We start from the raw sequence: 21,208 nt of genomic DNA on the forward strand, positions 1-21,208 counted from the left end.
CGGCCGCTGTGGCCTCCTCCAACCCCTCGGCCTCCTCCCGTACGGCCGGCGGCGGGAGCGTGGACGAGGGACGCCGGGCGGGGCCGCTGATCGTGACCGAGGACCTCGCGCTCCTCGACGACCTGCTCAGACTGTGCGCCGCGGCGGGGGCCGAGCCCGAGGTGCACCACACGGTGCCCGAGCGGCGGGCCGGCTGGGCCGAGGCCCCGCTCGTCCTGGTCGGCGACGATGCGGCGGTCCGCTGCCGAGGGGCCGTGCGCCGCCCGGGGGTGATCCTCGTCGGCCACGACCAGGACGACCCCGAGGTGTGGCGGCGGGCCGTCGAGATCGGCGCGGAGTGCGTGCTGCGGCTGCCCGACGCGGAGAGCTGGCTGGTCGACCGGATCGCCGACGGAGTCGAGGGCGTCGGGCGGCAGGCCCTGACCGTCGGCGTCATCGGCGGCCGCGGCGGGGCGGGCGCGTCGACGCTGGCCTGCGCCCTCGCCCTGGCGGCCGCCAGGATCGGCCGGCGCACCCTGCTGGTGGACGGAGACCCGCTCGGCGGGGGACTCGACGTCCTGCTCGGCGGCGAGCGGACGGAGGGCCGACGCTGGCCCGACTTCGCCGCCTCGCAAGGGCGGGTGGCCGGCGGCGCCCTGGAGGAATCCCTGCCGTCGGTGCGGGGGCTGCGCGTGCTCAGCTGGGACCGCGGCGACTCCGTCCTCGTGCCGCCGGAGGCGATGCGCTCGGTACTCGCCGCGGCGCGCAGACGGGGCGGCGTGGTCGTGGTCGATCTTCCCCGCAGGGTCGACGAGGCGGTGACGGAGGCCCTCGCCCAGCTCGACCTCGGCCTTCTCGTCGTACCGGGAGAGCTGCGGGCCGTCGCGGCGGCCCACCGGGTCGCTTCACTGGCGGGGATGGTGCTGCGGGATCTGCGCGTGGTCGTGCGCGGGCCGTACGCGGCGGGGCTCGACGAGCGCTGGGTCGCGGACGCGCTGCGGCTGCCGCTCGCCGGCGAGCTCCCGCACGACGCGGGCCTCCCGGCGGCCCTGGACGCGGGCTCGCCGCCGGGCGCCGAGGCGCGGGGACCGCTGGGCCGGTTCTGCGGCGAGTTCTGGGAGCGGGCGCTGGCCGCGGAGAGCGCGTCATGAGCGGCGCGGCGCGGGACACGGGTGGCGCCGGCATGCTGGAGGCCGTGCGGCAGCGGCTCGCGGAGAGCGGGGCCGAACCCACACCGGCGAGGGTGGCGGCGGCGCTGCGGGCGCAGGGGCGGCTCCTCGGCGACACCGAAGTCCTGGGCGCGGCCGAGGCGTTGCGCTGCGAGCTGGTCGGCACGGGGCCGCTGGAACCGCTGCTCGCCGACCCGGCGGTCACCGATGTACTGGTGTCGGCCCCCGACCGGGTCTGGGTCGACCGGGGTGGCGGCCTCGAACTCACCGGTGTCGCGTTCTCGGACGCGGCGGCGGTACGACGGCTGGCGCAGCGGCTCGCGGCGGTGGCGGGACGGCGCCTGGACGACGCCCGGCCGTGGGTGGACGCCCGGCTGCCGGACGGCACGCGGATGCACGCCGTGCTGCCGCCGGTCGCCGTCGGCTCCACCTGTCTGTCACTCCGGGTGGTGCGGCCGAGGGCCTTCTCCGTGGGGGAGTTGACGGCGGCGGGCACCGTCCCGCCGGGCGGGGAGCGCGTGCTGCGGGCGCTGATCGACGCCAGGGTCTCGTACGTGATCAGCGGCGGCACCGGCTCGGGCAAGACCACGCTCCTCTCCACCCTGCTCGGCCTGGTCGGCGACGGGGAGCGCATCGTGCTCGCCGAGGACTCGGCCGAGCTGCGGCCCGACCATCCGCATGTGGTGCGGCTGGAGGCCCGGCCGGCCAACCAGGAGGGCGCCGGCCTGGTGACCCTGCGGGATCTGGTCCGGCAGGCGTTGCGGATGCGCCCCGACCGGCTGGTGGTCGGCGAGGTACGCGGCGGGGAGGCGGTCGATCTGCTGGCGGCTCTCAATACGGGTCACGAAGGCGGCTGCGGGACCGTCCACGCCAACACGGCGGCGGACGTCCCGGCACGGCTCGAAGCGCTCGGCACGGCGGCGGGGCTCGACCGGGCGGCGCTGCACAGCCAGTTGGGGGCCGGGCTCTCGGTGGTGCTCCATCTCGTACGGGACCGGGCAGGCGGGCGGCGGATCGCCGAGGTTCATGTCCTCGAACGGGACCGGGACGGGCTGGTGGTGACGGTACCCGCGCTGCGGTGGGGAGCGGGCGGGTTCGAGCGGGAGCGGGGCTGGGAGCGGCTGCGGTCGCTGATCGGGGGTGAAGCGTGGTGAGGGAGCCATGGGTCGTGGCGCAGGGCGCGGCCGTCCTGTGCGCCGGGGCGGCGGCGTGGCGGCTGGCCGAGTACGAGCGGGGCCTGCGCAGGGCACGGGTGGTGCTCGCGGGCGTGGCGGCGCCGGGCGAGCCGGACCGTGAGCCGCCGTGGCGGACGGTCGTCGCGCGCTGGTGGGGCGTGGTGCGGGGCCGGCGCGAGTGGCTGTGCCTGCCGGTGGCGGTGGTGGTCGCACTCCTCGGGGAGTCGCCGCTGCCGCTGGCGGTGGGGGCCGTCGCGGTGCCGCTGGTGGGGCGGAGGCTGCGGACGGCGGCGCTGCGGGGGCGGCGGGAGCAGCGGGCCGGCGGCGTCGTGGCTCTGTGCGGTGCGGTCGCCGCCGAGCTGAGAGCCGGGCGGCAGCCCGCGCAGGCGCTGCTCTCCGCCCTCGCCGAGGCGGGGGCCGCCGGTGCCCTGGGGCCGCGTGAGGAGGCCGCGGTGCTCGCGGCCGCCCGGTTCGGCGGGGACGTGCCGGAGGCGCTGCGGCGGGCCGCCCGGCAGGACGGGGCCGACGGTCTGGCGGGGATGGCGGCCTGCTGGCAGGTGGCGGTGGACGGTGGGGCGGGCCTGGCCGCGGGGCTCGACCGGCTGGAGGCCGCGCTGCGGGAGCACCGCGACCAGCGGGAGCGGATGAAGGCCCAACTGGCCGGCGCCTGGGCGACCGTGGCCGTCCTGGCGGTGCTCCCGGTGGTGGGTCTGGCGCTCGGCACGGCGCTCGGCGCGCGTCCGCTGCACGTGCTGCTGCACACACCGATGGGTCTGGGCTGTCTGGTCGCGGGTGTGGCTCTGGAGGCGGCCGGCCTCGGCTGGGCCGCGCGGATCGTACGAGGGGAGCGGGTGTGACGGGGTCGGCGGGGGACACCGGGGCCCTGGGGGAGCTCTTCCGTGGACCGGGGTCGGTGGGCGTGGTGGTCGCTGCGATCGCGTGGGTGGCCTGGGCCGCTCGGGCGATGGCCGACCGGCGCGAGCGACGGACGCGGAAGCGGATCTCGGCCCTTCTGGAGCACGGGTCCACGGCTGGGCGGTCGCGGAGGGCGGAGTTCCCGGCCTGGTCGCGGACATGGGCCGCACCTTTGGCGGCCGCCGTCGCGGGCTGGGCGTTGTTCGGCGGGGTCGTCGGCCTTCTGGCGGGCGTCGGGGCGGCCTACGCCGTACGCAGGCGGTCCGTGCGACGGGCGGCGACGACGGGCGACGACGGGGAGGCGGCGCGCCAGTTGCCGCTCGCCGCCGATCTGCTGGCGGCCTGTGCCTCCGCCGGCGCCGGGCCGGGAGAGGCGGCGGAGGCGGTCGGACGGTCGCTGGGCGGGCCGGTGGGCGAGCGGCTGATACGGACGGCTGCCGAGCTACGCCTGGGCGGTGAACCGGCCGACGTGTGGCGGCGGTTCGGTGCGATACCGGGCGCCGAGGGTCTGGCCCGCTGTCTGGAGCGGGCCGGTTCCTCCGGGGCGCCCGCCGCGGAGGCGATCGCGAGGCACGCGGCGGGACTGCGGGCGGAGCGAGCCCGTCGGGCGGCCGCCCGAGCGCAACGAGCACAGGTGCTGATCACCGCGCCCGTGGGCCTGTGCTTCCTGCCCGCCTTCCTGGCGGTGGGGGTCGCCCCGGTCGTGATCGGTCTCGCGACCGGCCTGCTGGGGCGCTGAAAGCCGGAGACGACCGTGACGAACACGAACACGAACACGAACGCAAACACGAAACCTATGGGGGCTGGCATGAGGAACAGGAAGAGCGGGGCGGTCATGGCGTCCCTGCGAACGTGGTGGCGGGCTCGGACGACGGCCCGCTCCGACAAGGGCATGACCACGTCCGAGTACGCGATGGGCACGATCGCGGCCGCGGCCTTCGCCGCCGTGCTGTACAAGATCGTCACCAGTGGGACGGTGTCGGCGGCTCTGGAGTCGGTGATCGGGAAGGCTCTCGATGCGCCGTTCTGACCGGGGCTCCGTGACGGTGGAGGCGGCGTTGGCCCTGCCCGCCCTGGTGGTGTTCACCATGGCCCTGGTCTGGGCGCTCGCGGCGGCCGCCGCACAGATCCAGTGTGTGGACGCCGCGCGGGCTGGGGCGAGGGCGGCTGCCCGGTCCGAGCCGGTGGCGGCGGCCGAGGCGGCCGCCAGGGCGGCCGCGCCCGAGGACGCCACGGTCTCGGTGGAGCGTACGGGCGAGATGTGGCGGGTGACCGTGCGGGCGCAGGCTCCGGGGCCGGGCGGGATGGGCCTCACACTGCGCGCCGGGGCGGCCGCGCTCGCCGAGGACGGCATGGGGATGGTCGGGCCATGAGGAGCGATCGGGGGATGGCGACCGTGTGGACCGCGTTCGCGGCCTGCGTGCTCTGTGTGGTGTTCGGGGCCGTGCTGGCCCTGGGGCAGGCCGTGGCAGCCCGGCACAGAGCGGGGGGCGCAGCGGACCTGGCGGCCCTGGCCGCGGCCGACCGCGCCCTGTGGGGCGAGGAGGCCGCCTGCGCGGCGGCCGTGAGGGTGGCGGAGGCGCAGGGCGCCGCCATTGCGCGGTGCTCGGTGCGGGGGGACATCGCCGATGTGACGGCGGCGGTGCGCCTGGGCCCGTACACACCGGCGGTCAGGGCGCGGGCGGGGCCTCCTGGGGCGCTGCCGGGGCTTCCCGCAGCAGTTCCGTGAGAAGCCGGACGGCGCCGCGCTTGTGGAGCGGATCGTTGCCGTTGCCGCACTTCGGGGACTGGATGCAGGACGGGCAGCCCGCCTCGCACTCGCAGGAGGCGATGGCCTCGCGGGTGGCCGTCAGCCACGCGCGGGCCGTGTGGAAGGCCCGCTCGGCGAAGCCGGCGCCGCCCGGGTGGCCGTCGTAGACGAAGACGGTGGGCAGCAGGGTGTCGGGGTGGAGCGGGACGGAGACGCCGCCGATGTCCCAGCGGTCGCAGGTGGCGAAGAGCGGCAGCATGCCGATGGAGGCGTGCTCGGCGGCGTGCAGGGCGCCTCCGAGGATCTCCGGGTTGATCCGGGCAGCGTCCAGCTGGTCCTCGGTGACCGTCCACCACACGGCCCGGGTGCGCAGGGTGCGGGGTGGCAGGTCGAGCTTGGTCTCCCCGAGCACCTCGCCGCTGATCAGACGGCGGCGCAGGAAGGAGACGACCTGGTTGGTGACCTCGACGGAGCCGTAGCAGAGGCGGCCGGCACCCCAGGGAATCTCGGTGTCGGTCTCCAGGACGGAGATGGTGGTGGTGTCCCGGGCGGTGGTGGAGTACGGCGGGCTCGCCTCCTCGACCAGGGCGACCGAGTCCTTCAGGTCCAGCTGCTTCACCAGATAGGTGCGGCCCTGGTGGAGGTGGACAGCGCCGTCGTGGACGGCGGTGTGGGAGGCGGCCTCGTCGACCGTGCCGAGGAGGCGGCCGGTGGCGGCCTCGACGATCTGGACGGGGCTGCCGCCCCCGCCGCGGATGTCGGTCAGATCGGCGGCCCGCTCGCGGCGGGTCCAGAACCAGCCGCTGGAGCGCCGGCGCAGGAGTCCGGCGGCCTCCAGTTGCGGCAGCAGTTCTGGGACGGCCGGTCCGAAGAGGGCCAGGTCGGCTTCGGTGAGCGGGAGCTCCGCGGCGGCGGCGCAGAGATGGGGGGCGAGCACGTAGGGGTTGTCGGGATCCAGGACGGTCGACTCGACCGGTTGCCGGAAGAGCGCCTCGGGGTGGTGGACCAGGAAGGTGTCCAGCGGGTCGTCGCGGGCGACCAGGATCGCCAGGGCCCCTTCGCCGGAGCGGCCGGCCCGGCCGGCCTGCTGCCAGAGGGAGGCACGGGTGCCGGGGTAGCCGGCGATCACGACGGCGTCCAGACCGGAGACGTCGACGCCCAGCTCCAGGGCGGTCGTGGCGGCCAGGCCGAGGAGTTCGCCGGAGTGCAGGGCGCGCTCCAGGGCGCGGCGTTCCTCGGGCAGGTAGCCGCCGCGGTAGGCGGCCACCCGGCGGGCGAGTGAGCGGTCGACCTGTGCGAGCCGTTCCTGGGCGATGACCGAGATCAGCTCGGCGCCGCGCCGGGAGCGGACGAAGGCGACCGAGCGCACGCCCTGCACGGCCAGATCGGTCAGCAGGTCGGCCGTCTCGGCGGTGGCCGTGCGGCGTACCGGGGCGCCCTGCTCGCCGTGGAGCTCGGTCAGCGGCGGCTCCCAGAGGGCGAAGACCAGCTCGCCGCGCGGGGAGGCGTCGTCGGACACTTCCGAGACCGGCAGACCGGTCAGCCGGCCCGCGGCGACGGCGGGCTCGGCGGAGGTGGCGGAGGCGAGGAGGAAGACGGGGTCCGCGCCGTACCGGGCGCAGACGCGGCGCAGTCGGCGCAGCACCTGGGCGACGTGGGAGCCGAAGACGCCCCGGTAGGTGTGGCACTCGTCGATCACGACATAGCGCAGGGAGCGCAGGAAGGAGGCCCACCTGGGGTGGGAGGGCAGTATGCCGCGGTGCAGCATGTCGGGATTGGTCAGCACGTAGTTGGCGTACTGACGGACCCACTCGCGTTCCTCGACGGGCGTGTCGCCGTCGTAGACGGCGGGCCGGATCCGGTTGCCGAGCGGGGCGGCCAGCTCCCGTACGGCCCGCCGCTGGTCGGCGGCGAGCGCCTTGGTGGGGGCGAGGTACAGAGCCGTGGTGCCTCTGCCGTTGGCCGCCTCGGAGCCGTCCAGGAGCGTGGAGAGGACCGGGGCGAGATAGGCCAGCGACTTGCCCGAGGCCGTGCCGGTGGCGATCACCACGGATTCGCCGTCCAGGGCGCGCTCGGCGGCCTCCGCCTGGTGGGCCCAGGGGTGCTCGATCCCGGCCGACCGGATCGCGCTGATCACTTCCGTACGGATGCGATGCGGCCAGACGGCATGCCGACCCGCCCGGGCGGGCAAGTGCTCCGTATGAGTGATGCGCGCGGCCCGGCTCTCGCCCTGTGCGAGCCGGTCGAGGACCACGCTGGGGGACGGGCGGCTGCCCGTGCTTCCGGCGGGTCCACTGGGGCGGTGATTCTTGGCCATCGGCACCGAGTGTGTCACTGGCATGACGGACAATGCTCCCAAGGCGTCGTGCATGGCTGCAGGTAAGTGATTGAATGCCATCGCGGCTGGCGATGCCGTCCCCCGACTCCGCCCGGGAGACCCGAGGGGCGACCGCCCGATAGCAAGGTGCTGGAGGATCCGTGGACCTGTCCCTGTCGACTCGCAATGTGTCCGGCCCGAGCGGCGACCGTACGGTCGTCGAGGTCGGTGGCGAGATTGATGTGTATACCGCGCCCAAGCTGCGCGAGCAGTTGGTCGAGTTGGTGAACGACGGCAGTTACCACCTGGTCGTCGACATGGAGGGCGTGGACTTCCTCGACTCGACCGGTCTCGGCGTGCTCGTGGGTGGACTGAAGCGCGTGCGCGCGCATGAGGGTTCGCTGCGTCTGGTCTGCAACCAGGAGCGCATTCTCAAGATTTTCCGGATCACCGGTCTGACCAAGGTGTTCCCCATCCACACCACGGTCGACGAGGCCGTCAACGCCACCGACTGAGGTCGGAAGAAGGTCGAGGAGAGCCGGGCCTGCCAGGCCCGGTCCTCCGAGTTGCCCGCCCATCCTTCTCTGAGGGGGACCGCATGGCCACCGTCGAACTCCGCTTCAGCGCCCAGCCCGAGCACGTCCGCACGGCCCGCCTGGTGGCGGCTGCTGTGGCGCGCCGGGCCGGGGTCGACGAGGCGGTGCTCGACGAGGTCAGACTCGCCGTGGGTGAGGCGTGTTCCCGCGCGGTCGGGCTGCACCGCAGCCATGGTGTGACCACCCCGGTCCGGGTCGTGCTGACCGAGGAGGAGAAGACGTTCTCCATCGAGGTCGGCGACGAGGTGCCGGGCGCAGGGGTGGCGGCGGCCGATGCCGTCGGTGTGCCCGGGGCGCGGTCCGCGGCGCCGGCCGAGGAGTTCGACGACGCGGACGGTGAGGACGAGATGGGTCTCGCGGTGATCCGCGGGCTCGTCGACGACGTCGAGGTGAGCGCCGGCGAGGAAGGCGGAGTCCTCCGCATGACCTGGCCGACGTCCCCGGCGGCCGCCCTGCCCTGACGCGGACCCGACACGAAGATCCGACGTGACGGAAAGCGATAAGAGGCCCTGCCGAGCAGGGCCTCTTATCATTTCTCTAGATCATGGATCATGTGTCAATGCTTTTGCCCCATTACTGCGTCCGGTGGGGAAGAGTGAGACAATGGGGAATTCCATTTGCGGCGCCCTGTTTTGATCAGGTTCCGCTCCCTACAATCCGTCCACATCTTGAGCTCGCAACGTCAAGGAGGACGAATGGCGGGGCTCTTCAACCCAGAACTGGCCGGACACCCCACTTCTCTCGCCGCCGCGGTACTCACCGACGGAAACCGGACGATCGTGATCGTCATCGCCGCCGTCGCACTCGCGGCCCTGCTCGTCGCCCAGCTGCTGGTCCGTCAGGTGCTCGCCGCGGGCGAGGGAACCGACGCGATGAAGAAGATCGCGGCCGCCGTGCAGGAGGGCGCGAACGCCTATCTCGCCCGGCAGTTGCGCACTCTGGCGATCTTCGCCGTCGTCGTGTTCTTCCTGCTGATGCTGCTTCCGGCCGACAACTGGTCGCAGCGCGCGGGGCGTTCCCTCTTCTTCCTGGTGGGCGCGCTTTTCTCGGCGGCCACCGGATACATCGGAATGCGACTCGCCGTACGAGCGAATGTGCGAGTGGCCGCCGCCGCGCGGGAGGCGACCCCCGCCCTCGGTGAACCGGAAAAGGATCTGACGGCCGTCTCGCACAAGGCAATGAAGATCGCTTTCCGCACGGGCGGAGTGGTCGGCATGTTCACCGTCGGCCTCGGCCTGCTCGGTGCTTCCTGTGTCGTCCTCGTCTACGCCGCCGACGCCCCCAAGGTCCTGGAGGGCTTCGGCCTCGGCGCGGCGCTCATCGCCATGTTCATGCGGGTCGGCGGCGGCATCTTCACCAAGGCCGCCGATGTCGGCGCCGACCTCGTCGGCAAGGTCGAGCAGGGCATCCCGGAGGACGACCCGCGCAACGCCGCCACCATCGCGGACAACGTGGGCGACAACGTCGGCGACTGCGCCGGCATGGCCGCCGACCTCTTCGAGTCGTACGCCGTGACGCTCGTCGCCGCACTCATCCTCGGCAAGGCGGCCTTCGGCGACCTCGGGCTCGCCTTCCCCCTGATCGTGCCGGCGATCGGCGTGGTCACCGCGATGATCGGCATCTTCGCGGTCGCCCCGCGGCGCGCCGACCGCAGCGGGATGACCGCCATCAACCGCGGCTTCTTCATCTCCGCGGTGATCTCGCTCGCGCTCGTCGCCATCGCCGTCTACGCCTACCTGCCGTCGTCCTTCGCCGACCTCAAGGGCGTCACCGAGCCCGGCATCCAGGCCCACGCCGGCGACCCGCGGATCTTCGCCCTGGTCGCCGTCGCGATCGGCATCGTCCTGGCCGCACTGATCCAGCAGCTCACCGGCTACTTCACGGAGACCGACCGGCGTCCCGTCAGGGACATCGGAAAGTCCTCCCTCACCGGCCCCGCCACCGTCGTCCTCGCCGGTATCTCCATCGGCCTGGAGTCCGCCGTCTACACCGCCCTGCTGATCGGCCTCGGCGTCTACGGCGCGTTCCTGCTCGGCGGCACCTCCATCATGCTGGCGCTGTTCGCCGTCGCCCTGGCGGGCACCGGCCTTCTCACCACCGTCGGCGTGATCGTCGCCATGGACACCTTCGGCCCCGTCTCCGACAACGCCCAGGGCATCGCCGAGATGTCCGGCGACGTGCAGGGCGCGGGCGCGCAGGTCCTCACCGACCTCGACGCCGTCGGCAACACCACCAAGGCGATCACCAAGGGCATCGCCATCGCCACCGCCGTCCTGGCGGCCGCGGCCCTCTTCGGCTCCTACCGCGACGCGATCGCCACGGCGGTCGCGGACGTCGGCGCCAGGGCCACCGAGATGAACCTCACCATGGACATCTCACAGCCCAACAACCTCTTCGGACTGATCCTCGGCGCCGCGGTCGTCTTCCTCTTCTCGGGACTCGCGATCAACGCCGTGTCGCGGTCCGCCGGAGCCGTCGTCTACGAGGTGCGGCGCCAGTTCCGTGAACACCCCGGGATCATGGACTACACGGAGAAGCCCGAGTACGGGCGCGTCGTCGACATCTGCACCAAGGACGCGCTGCGCGAACTCGCCACGCCCGGGCTGCTCGCCGTGATGGCACCGATCGCGGTCGGCTTCTCGCTCGGCGTCGGCGCCCTCGGCGCGTATCTCGCCGGAGCCATCGGCACGGGCGCGCTGATGGCCGTGTTCCTCGCCAACTCCGGTGGAGCCTGGGACAACGCCAAGAAGCTCGTCGAGGACGGCCACCACGGCGGCAAGGGCAGCGACGCCCATGCCGCGACCGTCATCGGTGACACCGTCGGCGACCCGTTCAAGGACACCGCGGGCCCGGCGATCAACCCGCTCCTGAAGGTGATGAACCTGGTCGCGCTGCTGATCGCGCCGGCGGTGGTGCAGTTCAGCTTCGGCGACGACGCCAGCGCCGGACTGCGGGCGTTGATCGCGACCCTCGCGGTGGTCGTCATCATCGGCGCCGTCTACGTCTCCAAACGGCGCTCCGTGGCCGTGGGTGACGAAGACAACTCCGGTGCCCCCAGGGCCCCGGCGCCGGACGCGCCGGTGGCGCCGTAACGGCTGGTCAAAGGCGAGGCGGGCGGCGCGGTCTGACGCGCCGTCCGCTTTTCGCGTGGGTGGCGTGAGGCGTGTCTCCCTTGGTGCAAAAGGCTGCAATAAGTGATGAAACAGTCGTACGAAAGGTGGATCTCTCCCGCTTGGCGTGTATGTTCCGGGGCCGAGAGCCTTGGAAGGGACCGATCCGGTGAACAAGAAGCTTGCAGCCGCACTGTCCGGCGGCGCGGTACTGGTGCTCGCGCTGTCCGGGTGCGCCGACGAGGGCGACAAGGTAAACGACTGGGCCAAGACTGTCTGTGACCAGGCGAAGCCCCAGATCCAGAAGCGGGCCGACGCCCAGCAGCTGATCATCTCGACGGCCGCGGACGGAAAGCCCGCGGACATCCAGGCCGCCGACTCGAAGGCGTTCAAGGACATCGCCGACGCCGACCGGGCGCTCGCCAAGGCCATCGAAGGTGCCGGAGCGCCGCCCGTCGAGAACGGCGAGAAGATCCAGCAGGACGCGATCAAGGAGCTCAACGCGACCGCGGTGGCGTACGAGGGGCTGAAGAAGCAGGTCGACGCGCTCGACCCGGGCAATCAGCAGAAGTTCGCGGACGGGCTGCAGGGCGTCGCCGACGGCCTGAAGAAGATCGAGAAGATGGACCAGGACGCGCTGGCGAAGCTCCAGGGCGGCGAACTCGGCACGGCGATGGCGAAGCAGCCCGGCTGCCAGAAGGCGAAGCCCTCCAGCCCGGCCGCCAAGCCGGGCTCGACGCCCTCGAAGGACGCGGGGACGGCGAAGCCGACGCCGGCCGCCAGCAGGAGCGCGGAGTAGCACGCGGCACGCCGACGCGCGCGTGCGGCGAGGTTTTCGGGTTCCGCGCCAAAGCCCCTCGCCGACGCGCGCGTGCCGCGCGGTCTGTGCGCCGATGCCCCGGCCGTGGCCCCGCGCCGATGTCCCTCGCCGACGCGCGCGTGCGGCGCGGGCCTTGCGGTGACGGACTCAGGCCCCCGGCCTGGGCCGCTGGCCGCGACCGGCCGCGCCGCTGCGTCCGCCGTGGTCGGGTCGGGCGGGGAATGTCGGTGGGGGCCGTCACAATGGGCGGGTGAGTACGACCAGCTTGACCACCAGCCTTCCCGTGCCCGCGCACGCCGCCCGACTGCGCGAGGCGCTGCTCGCCGCCGACTTCACCGCCGACGGTCTGCTCGAACTCCTCGGCGCCCCCGCCTACGCCGCGCTCGCCCGCAGCGAGACCGTGCCCGCGCTGCGCGCCACCCGGGGCGACTCCCCGCTGGAGGTCCTCGTCCGGCTGTTCCTGCTCCAAGGGGCCGTCCCCATGGAGCGGGCCGCCGCCGCGCTGCCGCTGGAGGAGGCCCTGGCCGACGGCTGGGTACGGGAGTCGGAGGGCGAGGTCCGGGCCACCGTGGACGTACGGCCGTACGGCGGGCCCGAGGGGCAGGACTGGTTCATCGTCTCCGACCTGGGCTGCGCGGTCGGCGGAGCCGGCGGTATCGGCAGCAAGGACGAAGGCGTCGTCCTCGGCGTCGGCGGGGCCTCCACGACCCTCGCCGGCATCACCGTCCGTACGCCCGTGTCCTCCGCGCTCGACCTCGGCACCGGCTCCGGGATCCAGGCCCTGCACGCCGCCCAGCACGCCACCCTGGTGACCGCGACCGATCTCAACCCGCGTGCCCTGGACTTCACTCGGCTCACGCTCGCGCTCTCCGGCGCCCGCGAGGCCGAGCTGCTCCAGGGCTCGCTCTTCGAGCCCGTCGACGGCGACACGTACGACCTGATCGTCTCCAACCCGCCGTTCGTCATCTCCCCCGGCGCCCGGCTGACCTACCGCGACGGCGGGATGGGCGGGGACGACCTTTGCCGCACGCTCGTGCAGGAGGCCGGGGAGCGGCTCAACGACGGCGGATTCGCCCAGTTCCTCGCCAACTGGCAGCACGTGGAGGGCGAGGAGTGGCAGGACCGGCTGCGCTCCTGGGTGCCGCGCGGCTGCGACGCCTGGATCGTGCAGCGCGAGGTCCAGGACATCACCCAGTACACCGAGCTGTGGCTGCGCGACAGCGGTGACCACCGTGACGACCCGCGGCGCTACACCGAGCGGTACGAGGCGTGGCTGGACGAGTTCGAGGCCCGCGGGACCAAGGCCGTCGGCTTCGGCTGGATCACCCTCCGCAAGAACGCCGCCGTCGCCTCCGGCGCGGTCGAGCCGTCGATCGTGATCGAGGAGTGGCCCCACCCGGTCGAACAGCCGCTCGGGGACACCGTGCGGGCCCACTTCGAGCGACAGGACTATCTGCGGGCCCACGACGACGCCGCCCTGCTGGCCGAGCACTTCACCCTCGCGCCCGAGGTGGTGCAGGAGCAGGTCGGGCTGCCGGGCGCCGAGGACCCGGAACACGTGGTGCTGCGGCAGAACCGCGGGATGCGTCGCGCCACCAAGGTGGATCACATCGGGGCCGGTTTCGCGGGCGTGTGTGACGGGTCGCTCAGCGCGGGCCGCATCCTCGACGCGATCGGCCAGTTGATGGGCGAGGACCCGGTGCTGCTGCGGGACCGCACCCCGCAGGCGATCCGGCTCCTGGTGGAGGAGGGCTTCCTGCTGCCGGCCGGCGACGCGAGCGGCGCCTGACGCGGGGGGCGGTGGGCGAGACTGACCTGACGGGCAGGGACCTGACGGGCATGAACCCGACGGACAGGGACCTGACGAGCGGGGAACGAGCCCTCGACCGGGCTGGAACAGGCTCGCGCCCGAGCCCGGACGATGTTCCGTTTCCGGCCCGCCGCCCACCCCGTCGTGGTCGGCGAAGCCCCCTCCCGCCGTACCCGTCCCCGCCGGGGGACACCGCCCCTGTTCCTCGGAACGCCGCTGGTAGGGCCGCTGCTCAGGTCTTCGTCCCCGTCGTCCACGGCGGGGACGACGGCGTCCCCGCCGACCGGTTCACCCCGGGCCCGCGACGCCGTCCAGGCGGCTTCCGCCTCGCGGGTCCCCGACCGCGCCCGCAGGCCCGTCGCACCCGGTCCTTCGCCGGACAGGTCGTCGGTCCGTCCGTCGGTGAGTACCGGCCATCTTCGTGAAACCGACCGGCGCGCCCGGGCCGTTCACCCGGAATTCGCGCCCCCGACGCCGGAAGGTGCCAACCTCGGCCCCAGTGATGACCGGGGCATGACGGACGAACGGGGTGCGGACCATGGAGAGCGTGCCTGCGATCTTCGCGGGAACGGCGTTCGCGCTGTTCGGGGCCGCGCTGCTGCTGTGGACGGGAGTGCGCGTGATGCACCGCGAGCCCGTGGCCCTCGGCGTCGCGCCGGTGCCCGCGGCCGCCCTCACGACGCTCTTCGGCGCCGCCTCCCTCCTTCTCGGCCTCTGGTGCTTCGGACGTCTCTGACGAGATCATCCGCACCCCTCCGCCCCGCCCGACCCGGAGTCCGGGCGGCAGGAATGCCAGAAGTCGGGTTACCGTTCGAGTGGCCGTTGCGGGCTTTCACCGTTTGACACGGGGGCGGGTTGTACCGTCACACTCCGCAGCGACGGCAGCGTCACCGCACGTGCCGCTGCCATGAGTGCCAGGGCCAGTGCCGTACGTGACCACGTGCGTACGTGCCACCGAGCGTCGACCGGAGAGAAGAGCGAAGTTGTCCCCGACCAGCGAGACCGCACAGGGCGGCCGCCGACTCGTCATCGTCGAGTCGCCTGCCAAGGCGAAGACGATCAAGGGCTACCTCGGCCCCGGATACGTCGTCGAGGCGAGCGTCGGGCACATCCGCGACCTCCCCAGCGGCGCCGCCGAGGTGCCGGAGAAGTACACCGGCGAGGTGCGCCGGCTCGGCGTCGACGTCGAACACGACTTCCAGCCGATCTACGTCGTCAACGCCGACAAGAAGGCGCAGGTCAGGAAGCTCAAGGAGCAGCTGGCCGAGGCCGACGAACTCTTCCTCGCCACCGATGAGGACCGCGAGGGCGAAGCCATCGCGTGGCACCTCCTGGAGGTGTTGAAGCCCAAGGTCCCGGTCCACCGGATGGTCTTCCACGAGATCACCAAGGACGCGATCCGGGCCGCCGTCGAGAACCCGCGCGAGCTGAACAAGCGCATGGTCGACGCCCAGGAGACCCGCCGCATCCTGGACCGGCTCTACGGCTACGAGGTCTCGCCGGTCCTGTGGAAGAAGGTCATGCCCCGGCTGTCGGCCGGCCGCGTGCAGTCCGTCGCCACCCGTCTCGTCGTCGAGCGGGAGCGCGAGCGCATCGCGTTCCGCTCCGCCGAGTACTGGGACCTGACCGGCACCTTCTCCACGGGCCGCGCCGGTGACCCGTCCGACCCGTCGTCGCTGGTCGCGCGCCTCGCGACGGTCGACGGCCGGAGGGTCGCCCAGGGCCGTGACTTCGGCGCCGACGGACAGCTGAAGTCCGAGCAGGTGCTCCACCTCGACGAGGAGAACGCACGGGCGCTCGCCGCCGCGCTCGCCGACACCTCGTTCGCCGTCCGCTCGGTCGAGTCCAAGCCGTACCGCCGCTCCCCGTACGCCCCGTTCCGGACCACCACCCTCCAGCAGGAGGCGAGCCGCAAGCTGGGCTTCGGTGCGAAGGCGACGATGCAGGTCGCGCAGAAGCTTTACGAGAACGGCTTCATCACCTACATGCGTACGGACTCGACGATCCTGTCGGACACCGCCGTCTCGGCGGCCCGGGCGCAGGTCACGCAGCTGTACGGCGCCGACTACCTGCCGGAGAAGCCGCGGGTCTACGCGGGCAAGGTCAAGAACGCGCAGGAGGCGCACGAGGCGATTCGCCCTTCGGGTGATCGTTTCCGCACCCCGGCGGAGACCGGTCTGACCGGCGACCAGTTCCGGCTCTACGAGCTGATCTGGAAGCGGACCGTCGCCTCCCAGATGAAGGACGCGACCGGAAACTCGGTCACCGTGAAGATCGGCGGCCGGGCCTCCGACGGCCGGGACGCGGAGTTCAGCGCCTCCGGCAAGACGATCACCTTCCACGGCTTCATGAAGGCGTACGTGGAGGGGGCCGACGACCCCAACGCGGAGCTCGACGACCGTGAGCGCCGGCTGCCGCAGGTCGCCGAGGGCGACGCGCTGTCGGCCGAGGAGATCACCGTCGACGGCCATGCGACCAAGCCGCCGGCCCGCTACACCGAGGCCTCGCTGGTCAAGGAGCTGGAAGAGCGCGAGATCGGCCGCCCGTCGACGTACGCGTCGATCCTCGGCACGATCCTCGACCGCGGCTATGTGTTCAAGAAGGGCACGGCGCTCGTGCCGTCGTTCCTCTCCTTCGCCGTGGTCAACCTGCTGGAGAAGCACTTCGGCCGGCTCGTCGACTACGACTTCACCGCCAGGATGGAGGACGACCTCGACCGCATCGCGCGGGGCGAGGCCCAGGCCGTGCCGTGGCTGAAGCGCTTCTACTTCGGTGAGGCCGGGCCCGGTGGTGCCTCCGGCGGAGCCGCCGACGCGGGCAACGGCGACGGTGACCACCTCGGTGGTCTGAAGGAGCTGGTGACCGACCTCGGCGCGATCGACGCCCGGGAGATCTCCTCCTTCCCGGTCGGCGACGGCATCATGCTTCGCGTCGGCCGGTACGGCCCGTACGTCGAGCGCGGTGAGAAGGACTCCGACGAGCACCAGCGCGCCGACGTCCCGGACGACCTCGCCCCGGACGAGCTGACGGTCGCGTACGCGGAGGAGCTGCTCGCCAAGCCGAGCGGTGACTTCGAGCTCGGCACCGACCCGGTCAGCGGGAACCAGATCGTCGCCAAGGACGGCCGCTACGGCCCGTACGTCACCGAGATCCTGCCCGAGGGCACGCCGAAGACCGGCAAGAACGCGGTGAAGCCGCGGACGGCCTCGCTCTTCAAGTCGATGTCCCTGGACACGGTCACGCTGGAGGACGCGCTGAAGCTGATGTCCCTGCCGCGTGTGGTGGGCACGGACGCGGAAGGCGTCGAGATCACGGCGCAGAACGGCCGCTACGGCCCGTACCTGAAGAAGGGCACGGACTCCCGGTCGCTGACGGACGAGGAGCAGCTCTTCACGATCACGCTGGAGGAGGCGCTCGCGATCTACGCGCAGCCCAAGCAGCGTGGCCGGGCCGCGGCCAAGCCGCCGCTGAAGGAGCTGGGTGTCGACCCGGTCAGCGAGAAGCCGGTCGTCGTGAAGGACGGGCGTTTCGGTCCGTACGTCACCGACGGCGAGACGAACGCGACCCTGCGGACCGGCGACAGCGTGGAGACGATCACGCCGGAGCGCGGGTTCGAGCTGCTCGCGGAGAAGCGGGCCAAGGCTCCGGCGAAGAAGGCGGCCAAGAAGGCGCCCGCGAAGAAGACAGCCGCGAAGAAGACCGCCACGGCGAAGAAGGCCGCGCCCGCCAAGAAGACGGCGGCGAAGAAGACGGCCACGAAGACGGCCACGAAGAAGACGGCGACGGCGAAGACCGCCACGGCGAAGAAGACCACCGCCGCGAAGACGGCGGCGGCGAAGCCGGAGTAGTACGGCGGGAGCGGTGCCGTGCCGGAGTAGTACGGCGCGATCCGTGCAGGAGGTGCGTGAAGGGGCGGGGTGGGAAACCCCGCCCCTTCGGCGTTTCCCGGCCACCCGACGTTTGTTCGGGTGGAGGCCACGGGGAGTGAAGGGGTCCGGATAGGGTGGACGGATGACGCGAGCAGAGCAGCCGAACTCCGACGTCGCCCTTGTCGCGGACTCCCGCGAGCGTGCCGTACGCGCGCTTCTGCGCCATCAACCACTGCGACGCCTGTGGAGCGCGCAGTTCGCCGGGGGGACCGGGGACGCCCTCGGCCTCCTCGTCCTGGTGCTGTTGGGGTATCAGGTCGCCGCGTCCGAGGGGGCGCTCGGCGGCGGGTACCGGGGCGCCGCGCTCGCCGTCGCCGCCGTCGTCGGCGCGCGACTGCTCGCCGCCGTGCTCTTCGGCGCCGTACTCCTCGGCCCGCTCACCGCGCTGACCGGACCCGGCGGCCCGCTCGACCGGCGCTGGACGATGATCGGGGCCGACGGGCTGCGGCTCGCCCTGCTCGTGGTCGCGCCGCTGTGGATCGACTGGACGGCGGACAACGCCCTGTGGTTCCTGCTCGGCACCGTCTTCGTCGCGGGCGCCGCCGAACGGCTGTCGACCGTCGCCCGCGAGGGCGCCGCACCCGCGCTGCTGCCCGCGCCGCCCCTGGAGGGCGCCGCCGTCCGGCCCCTGCCGGACCATCTGGACGCGCTGCGCCGGCTCTCTCTGCGTACCGGATTCCTCGCGGTCCCGGCCGCGGCCGCCGTACTGCTGGTCGCCACGCTCATCGGGAACCTGATCGCCACCGGAATCGACTGGTTCTCGCTGCACCAGGCGGCGCTCGGCGCGTACGTCGCCGCCGGACTGTTCGCCGCCTCGATCTCCGTCCTGTACTTCATCGCGCTGCCCGGCGGACAGACGCCGCGGCCGCGCTCGCCCCTGGAGGGCCTGCGCCGTCCCGCCGCGGAGAAGGGGCGCACGGGGGTGGCCCCGCTGCTCGTCCTCGCCTGCGCCACCGTGGCGGGGGCCGTCGCGGCCGCCGCGGCCGTCGCCGTCCTGCACGCCCACGACCTCGGCGGCGGCCCCGTCACCTTCGCGCTGCTGATCCTCGCGCTGAGCGGCGCCACCGCCGTCGGGATCCGCACGGGCGGCTCCGTCCTCACCGCGCTCTCCCGCCGGCGCCTCCTCGCCCTCGCGATCACCCTCACCGGCATCGCGCTGCTCGCGATGGGCCTGGTGCCGGACACGGCAACGGTGCTGTTCCTGGCCGTCCTCGCCGGGTACGCGAGCGGGGTCGCCGCCCACACCGGCCACACCCTCCTCGACCAGGAGACCGAGGAGGCCCGCCGACCCCGGGTCACCGCGCACCTCCAGGCCGTCGTCCGGGTCGCCATGGCACTCGGCGCCCTCGCGGCGCCGCTGCTCGCCGCCGCCATCGGGCCGCACCGCCTCGCCTCCGGAAGCTTCGTCTTCGCCCACGGCGGCGCCGCGTTCACCCTCATGCTGGTCGGCGCGCTGCTGCTGCCGGTCGCCGCGCTCGTCCTCGCCAAGACCGACGACCGGGCCGGAGTACCGCTGCGCCGTGATCTGCTCGACGCGCTGCGCGGGGCCGACCCCGTCCAGGCGCCCGCGCCGACCGGCTTCTTCATCGCACTGGAGGGCGGCGACGGAGCCGGCAAGTCCACCCAGGCCGAGGCGCTCGCCGAGTGGATCCGCGCCAAGGGCCACGAGGTCGTCGTCACCCGTGAGCCCGGCGCGACGCCGATCGGCAAGCGGCTGCGCTCGATCCTGCTCGACGTCTCCTCGGCGGGGCTCTCGAACCGGGCGGAGGCGCTGCTGTACGCCGCCGACCGCGCCGAGCACGTCGACTCCCTGGTCAAGCCGGCCCTGGAGCGGGGCGCGGTGGTGATCTCCGACCGGTACATCGACTCGTCCGTGGCCTACCAGGGCGCAGGTCGCGACCTTTCGCCGACCGAGATCGCCCGGATCAACCGCTGGGCGACCGGCGGCCTCGTCCCGCACCTGACCGTCCTCCTGGACGTCGCTCCGGAGACCGCGCGGGAGCGGTTCACCGAGGCCCCGGACCGGCTGGAGTCGGAGCCGCCGGAGTTCCACGCGCGCGTGAGGGCCGGTTTCCTCGCGCTCGCCGCCGGGGACCCGGGCCGCTACCTGGTCGTCGACGCCGGCCAGGAGCCGGAGGCCGTCACCACCGTCGTACGCCACCGGCTCGACCGGATGCTGCCGCTGTCCGAGGCCGAGGTGAGGGCCCAGGAGGAGGCGCGCAGGAAGGCCGAGGAGGAGGCCCGGCTCCGCGCCGAGGAGGAGGCGCGCAGGAAGGCGGAGGAGGAGCGTCTGGAGCGCGAGCGCCAGGAGCAGCTCGCCCGGCTCCGTGCCGAGGAGGAGGAGCGCAAGCGCCGCGAGGAGGAAGAGGCGCGGCAGCGCGAGGCCGAGCGGCAGGCCGAGGAGGCCCGCCGCCGGGCCGAGGAGGCCAGGCTGGCCGCCGAGGAGGAGCGCAAGCGGCGCGAGGCCGAGGAGAAGGCCCGTCGCGCGGAGCAGGAACGGCTCCGTAAGCAGGCCGAGGAGGAGGCCCGGCTGCGCGCGGAGGCGGAGGAGCGCCGCCGCGAGAAGCAGCGCAAGGCCGAGGAGGCGCTGGTCAGGGCCGAGGAGGCACGGCGCGTCGCCGAGGCCGCGGCGGCGAAGGCCGCGGAGGAGGCGGCGAGCAAGGCCGCTGCCGAGGCGGCGGAGAAGGCGGCGGCGGAGCAGGCGGCCGCGCGGAAGGCCGCGGCGGAGAGGCAGGCCGCGGAGAAGGCCGCGGCGGAGAAAGCCGCATCGGAGAAGGCGGCCAAGGAGGCTGCCGAGGCGGAGGCTGCCAGGGCGGCGAAGACCGCCGGGGCCGCGGAGGTGTCGGCCAACGAGGTCACCGTCCCGACGCCGATCGTGAAGCCCGGCGAGGTGGCGCCGGACGACGTCACGCAGACCTTCCCGCGCGTGTCGCCGAACGAGATCACCGTCCCCACGCCGATCGTGCAGCCGGAGGACGCGCGCCCGTCCGAGGACGAGACGACGGTTCTGCCGCAGGTGCGCGAGGCGGACGAGACGGCCGTCCTGCCGCCCGTACGGGACGTGGACGAGACCGCCGTCCTGCCGGCCGTACGGGATGCCGCGCCGGCCGACCGGGTGCCGCCGGGCTTCTTCCGCGACGAGCGGCCCGCCGCCGAGCCGGAGGGCGCGAACGACATGACGCGCGAGCTGCCGCAGCTCGACGAGCAGGGCCGGCCGCGCCGCCGCTCCGACTGGGCGGAGGAGACACCGCTCGACGATCTGCCGACCCTGGCGGACGAGCTGCTCGGCCCCCACGACGAGGACGAGGACGGCGGGCGGCGGCGCCGCCGCTGACGCGGGGCCGGGGGAGAGGCCGGCGTAGGGCGGGAGTACGGCAGGCGGCAGCGCGGCGTACGCCGGGCTTGCGGCATGCGCCCCGGGCGCGTACCCAGGCGCCCGGCGCCCCGCGCGCGGCAGGCGCCTGGCCGGTCCCGGACCCACCTGTCCGGCGCGGACCCACCAGGCCGGCTCGGTCTGTTCGGTGCGGACCCACCTGTCCGGTGCGGACCCGCCAGGCCGGTCGCAAACTCGGCTGGCCGTTCCCGGACCCGCCTGGCCCGGCGCGGACCCGTCGGCCGGACCGGGGGCCGGACGTCGG

Annotated in this window: 16 protein-coding genes; 15 read left to right on the top strand and 1 reads right to left on the bottom strand. The window is 73.5% G+C overall.

Features of this window, described 5'->3' with window-relative positions; all coding sequences use genetic code 11:
- The first annotated feature begins 8 nt into the window (after nucleotides 1–8).
- The 7 genes from ssd (at nucleotide 9) to ACIRB4_RS22485 (ending at nucleotide 4,967) form a co-directional block, all read left to right on the top strand.
- On the top strand, nucleotides 9–1,130 hold the full coding sequence (ssd, locus tag ACIRB4_RS22455) for a septum site-determining protein Ssd (protein WP_403293727.1): 1,122 nt from the start codon (nucleotides 9–11) through the stop codon (nucleotides 1,128–1,130).
- Entirely contained in the window at nucleotides 1,127–2,302 is a 1,176-nt protein-coding gene (locus tag ACIRB4_RS22460; RefSeq protein WP_403293728.1) for a TadA family conjugal transfer-associated ATPase, read from the top strand. Before ssd ends, ACIRB4_RS22460 begins: the two co-directional genes overlap by 4 nt.
- Nucleotides 2,303–2,316: 14 nt before the next feature.
- Nucleotides 2,317–3,180, top strand: a complete 864-nt coding sequence (locus ACIRB4_RS22465) for a type II secretion system F family protein (RefSeq protein WP_403293730.1) — start codon at nucleotides 2,317–2,319, stop codon at nucleotides 3,178–3,180.
- 86 nt (nucleotides 3,181–3,266) lie between these two features.
- Nucleotides 3,267–3,977: a type II secretion system F family protein gene (locus tag ACIRB4_RS22470; protein ID WP_403293732.1), complete on the top strand. Its 711-nt coding sequence runs from the start codon at nucleotides 3,267–3,269 to the stop codon at nucleotides 3,975–3,977.
- Between the two features lie 69 nt (nucleotides 3,978–4,046).
- Nucleotides 4,047–4,268, top strand: a complete 222-nt coding sequence (locus ACIRB4_RS22475) for a DUF4244 domain-containing protein (protein ID WP_403293734.1) — start codon at nucleotides 4,047–4,049, stop codon at nucleotides 4,266–4,268.
- On the top strand, nucleotides 4,255–4,611 hold the full coding sequence (locus ACIRB4_RS22480; protein WP_403293736.1) for a TadE family type IV pilus minor pilin: 357 nt from the start codon (nucleotides 4,255–4,257) through the stop codon (nucleotides 4,609–4,611). The genes ACIRB4_RS22475 and ACIRB4_RS22480 overlap by 14 nt, the downstream gene beginning before the upstream one ends.
- A gap of 14 nt (nucleotides 4,612–4,625) precedes the next feature.
- The gene (locus tag ACIRB4_RS22485) at nucleotides 4,626–4,967 is read left to right on the top strand and encodes an Rv3654c family TadE-like protein (protein WP_403293738.1); all 342 of its coding nucleotides are present in this window, start codon (nucleotides 4,626–4,628) and stop codon (nucleotides 4,965–4,967) included.
- On the opposite strand, the gene ACIRB4_RS22490 is transcribed toward ACIRB4_RS22485, so the two are convergent.
- On the bottom strand, nucleotides 4,909–7,386 hold the full coding sequence (locus ACIRB4_RS22490) for a DEAD/DEAH box helicase (protein ID WP_403293740.1): 2,478 nt from the start codon (nucleotides 7,384–7,386) through the stop codon (nucleotides 4,909–4,911). The genes ACIRB4_RS22485 and ACIRB4_RS22490 overlap by 59 nt on opposite strands.
- A gap of 80 nt (nucleotides 7,387–7,466) precedes the next feature.
- On the opposite strand from ACIRB4_RS22490, the gene ACIRB4_RS22495 reads away from it, so the two are divergent.
- From ACIRB4_RS22495 to tmk, 8 genes are all read left to right on the top strand, one after another.
- Complete coding sequence (locus ACIRB4_RS22495; protein WP_137988538.1) at nucleotides 7,467–7,820, top strand: STAS domain-containing protein; 354 nt, start codon at nucleotides 7,467–7,469, stop codon at nucleotides 7,818–7,820.
- A gap of 83 nt (nucleotides 7,821–7,903) precedes the next feature.
- Nucleotides 7,904–8,362, top strand: a complete 459-nt coding sequence (locus ACIRB4_RS22500; RefSeq protein ID WP_403293742.1) for an ATP-binding protein — start codon at nucleotides 7,904–7,906, stop codon at nucleotides 8,360–8,362.
- A 234-nt stretch (nucleotides 8,363–8,596) separates the two neighbouring features.
- Nucleotides 8,597–10,993, top strand: coding sequence for a sodium-translocating pyrophosphatase (locus ACIRB4_RS22505; RefSeq protein ID WP_403293744.1), 2,397 nt, complete (start codon nucleotides 8,597–8,599; stop codon nucleotides 10,991–10,993).
- Between the two features lie 187 nt (nucleotides 10,994–11,180).
- A complete protein-coding gene (locus ACIRB4_RS22510; RefSeq protein ID WP_403293745.1) occupies nucleotides 11,181–11,810 on the top strand; it encodes a small secreted protein in 630 nt (209 codons plus the stop codon).
- Between the two features lie 271 nt (nucleotides 11,811–12,081).
- Nucleotides 12,082–13,620, top strand: coding sequence for a methyltransferase (locus tag ACIRB4_RS22515; RefSeq protein WP_403293747.1), 1,539 nt, complete (start codon nucleotides 12,082–12,084; stop codon nucleotides 13,618–13,620).
- Nucleotides 13,621–14,179: 559 nt separating this feature from the next.
- Nucleotides 14,180–14,377, top strand: coding sequence for a hypothetical protein (locus ACIRB4_RS22520; RefSeq protein ID WP_403293749.1), 198 nt, complete (start codon nucleotides 14,180–14,182; stop codon nucleotides 14,375–14,377).
- 247 nt (nucleotides 14,378–14,624) lie between these two features.
- A complete protein-coding gene (topA, locus tag ACIRB4_RS22525; RefSeq protein ID WP_403293751.1) occupies nucleotides 14,625–17,489 on the top strand; it encodes a type I DNA topoisomerase in 2,865 nt (954 codons plus the stop codon).
- 163 nt (nucleotides 17,490–17,652) lie between these two features.
- On the top strand, nucleotides 17,653–20,904 hold the full coding sequence (gene tmk / locus ACIRB4_RS22530; RefSeq protein ID WP_403293752.1) for a dTMP kinase: 3,252 nt from the start codon (nucleotides 17,653–17,655) through the stop codon (nucleotides 20,902–20,904).
- Nucleotides 20,905–21,208 lie beyond the last annotated feature (304 nt).

The sequence above is a fragment of the Streptomyces sp. NPDC093600 genome (genome assembly GCF_044764755.1).
Classification (GTDB): domain Bacteria; phylum Actinomycetota; class Actinomycetes; order Streptomycetales; family Streptomycetaceae; genus Streptomyces.

Coding starts and splice junctions, on each gene's coding strand:
- ACIRB4_RS22505 (WP_403293744.1), top strand. CDS start 8,597: ATGGCGGGGCTCTTCAACCCAGAACTGGCCGGACACCCCACTTCTCTC.
- ACIRB4_RS22500 (WP_403293742.1), top strand. CDS start 7,904: ATGGCCACCGTCGAACTCCGCTTCAGCGCCCAGCCCGAGCACGTCCGC.
- ACIRB4_RS22520 (WP_403293749.1), top strand. CDS start 14,180: ATGGAGAGCGTGCCTGCGATCTTCGCGGGAACGGCGTTCGCGCTGTTC.
- ACIRB4_RS22485 (WP_403293738.1), top strand. CDS start 4,626: ATGGCGACCGTGTGGACCGCGTTCGCGGCCTGCGTGCTCTGTGTGGTG.
- ACIRB4_RS22460 (WP_403293728.1), top strand. CDS start 1,127: ATGAGCGGCGCGGCGCGGGACACGGGTGGCGCCGGCATGCTGGAGGCC.
- tmk (WP_403293752.1), top strand. CDS start 17,653: ATGACGCGAGCAGAGCAGCCGAACTCCGACGTCGCCCTTGTCGCGGAC.
- ACIRB4_RS22480 (WP_403293736.1), top strand. CDS start 4,255: ATGCGCCGTTCTGACCGGGGCTCCGTGACGGTGGAGGCGGCGTTGGCC.
- ACIRB4_RS22475 (WP_403293734.1), top strand. CDS start 4,047: ATGAGGAACAGGAAGAGCGGGGCGGTCATGGCGTCCCTGCGAACGTGG.
- ACIRB4_RS22490 (WP_403293740.1), bottom strand. CDS start 7,386: ATGGCATTCAATCACTTACCTGCAGCCATGCACGACGCCTTGGGAGCA.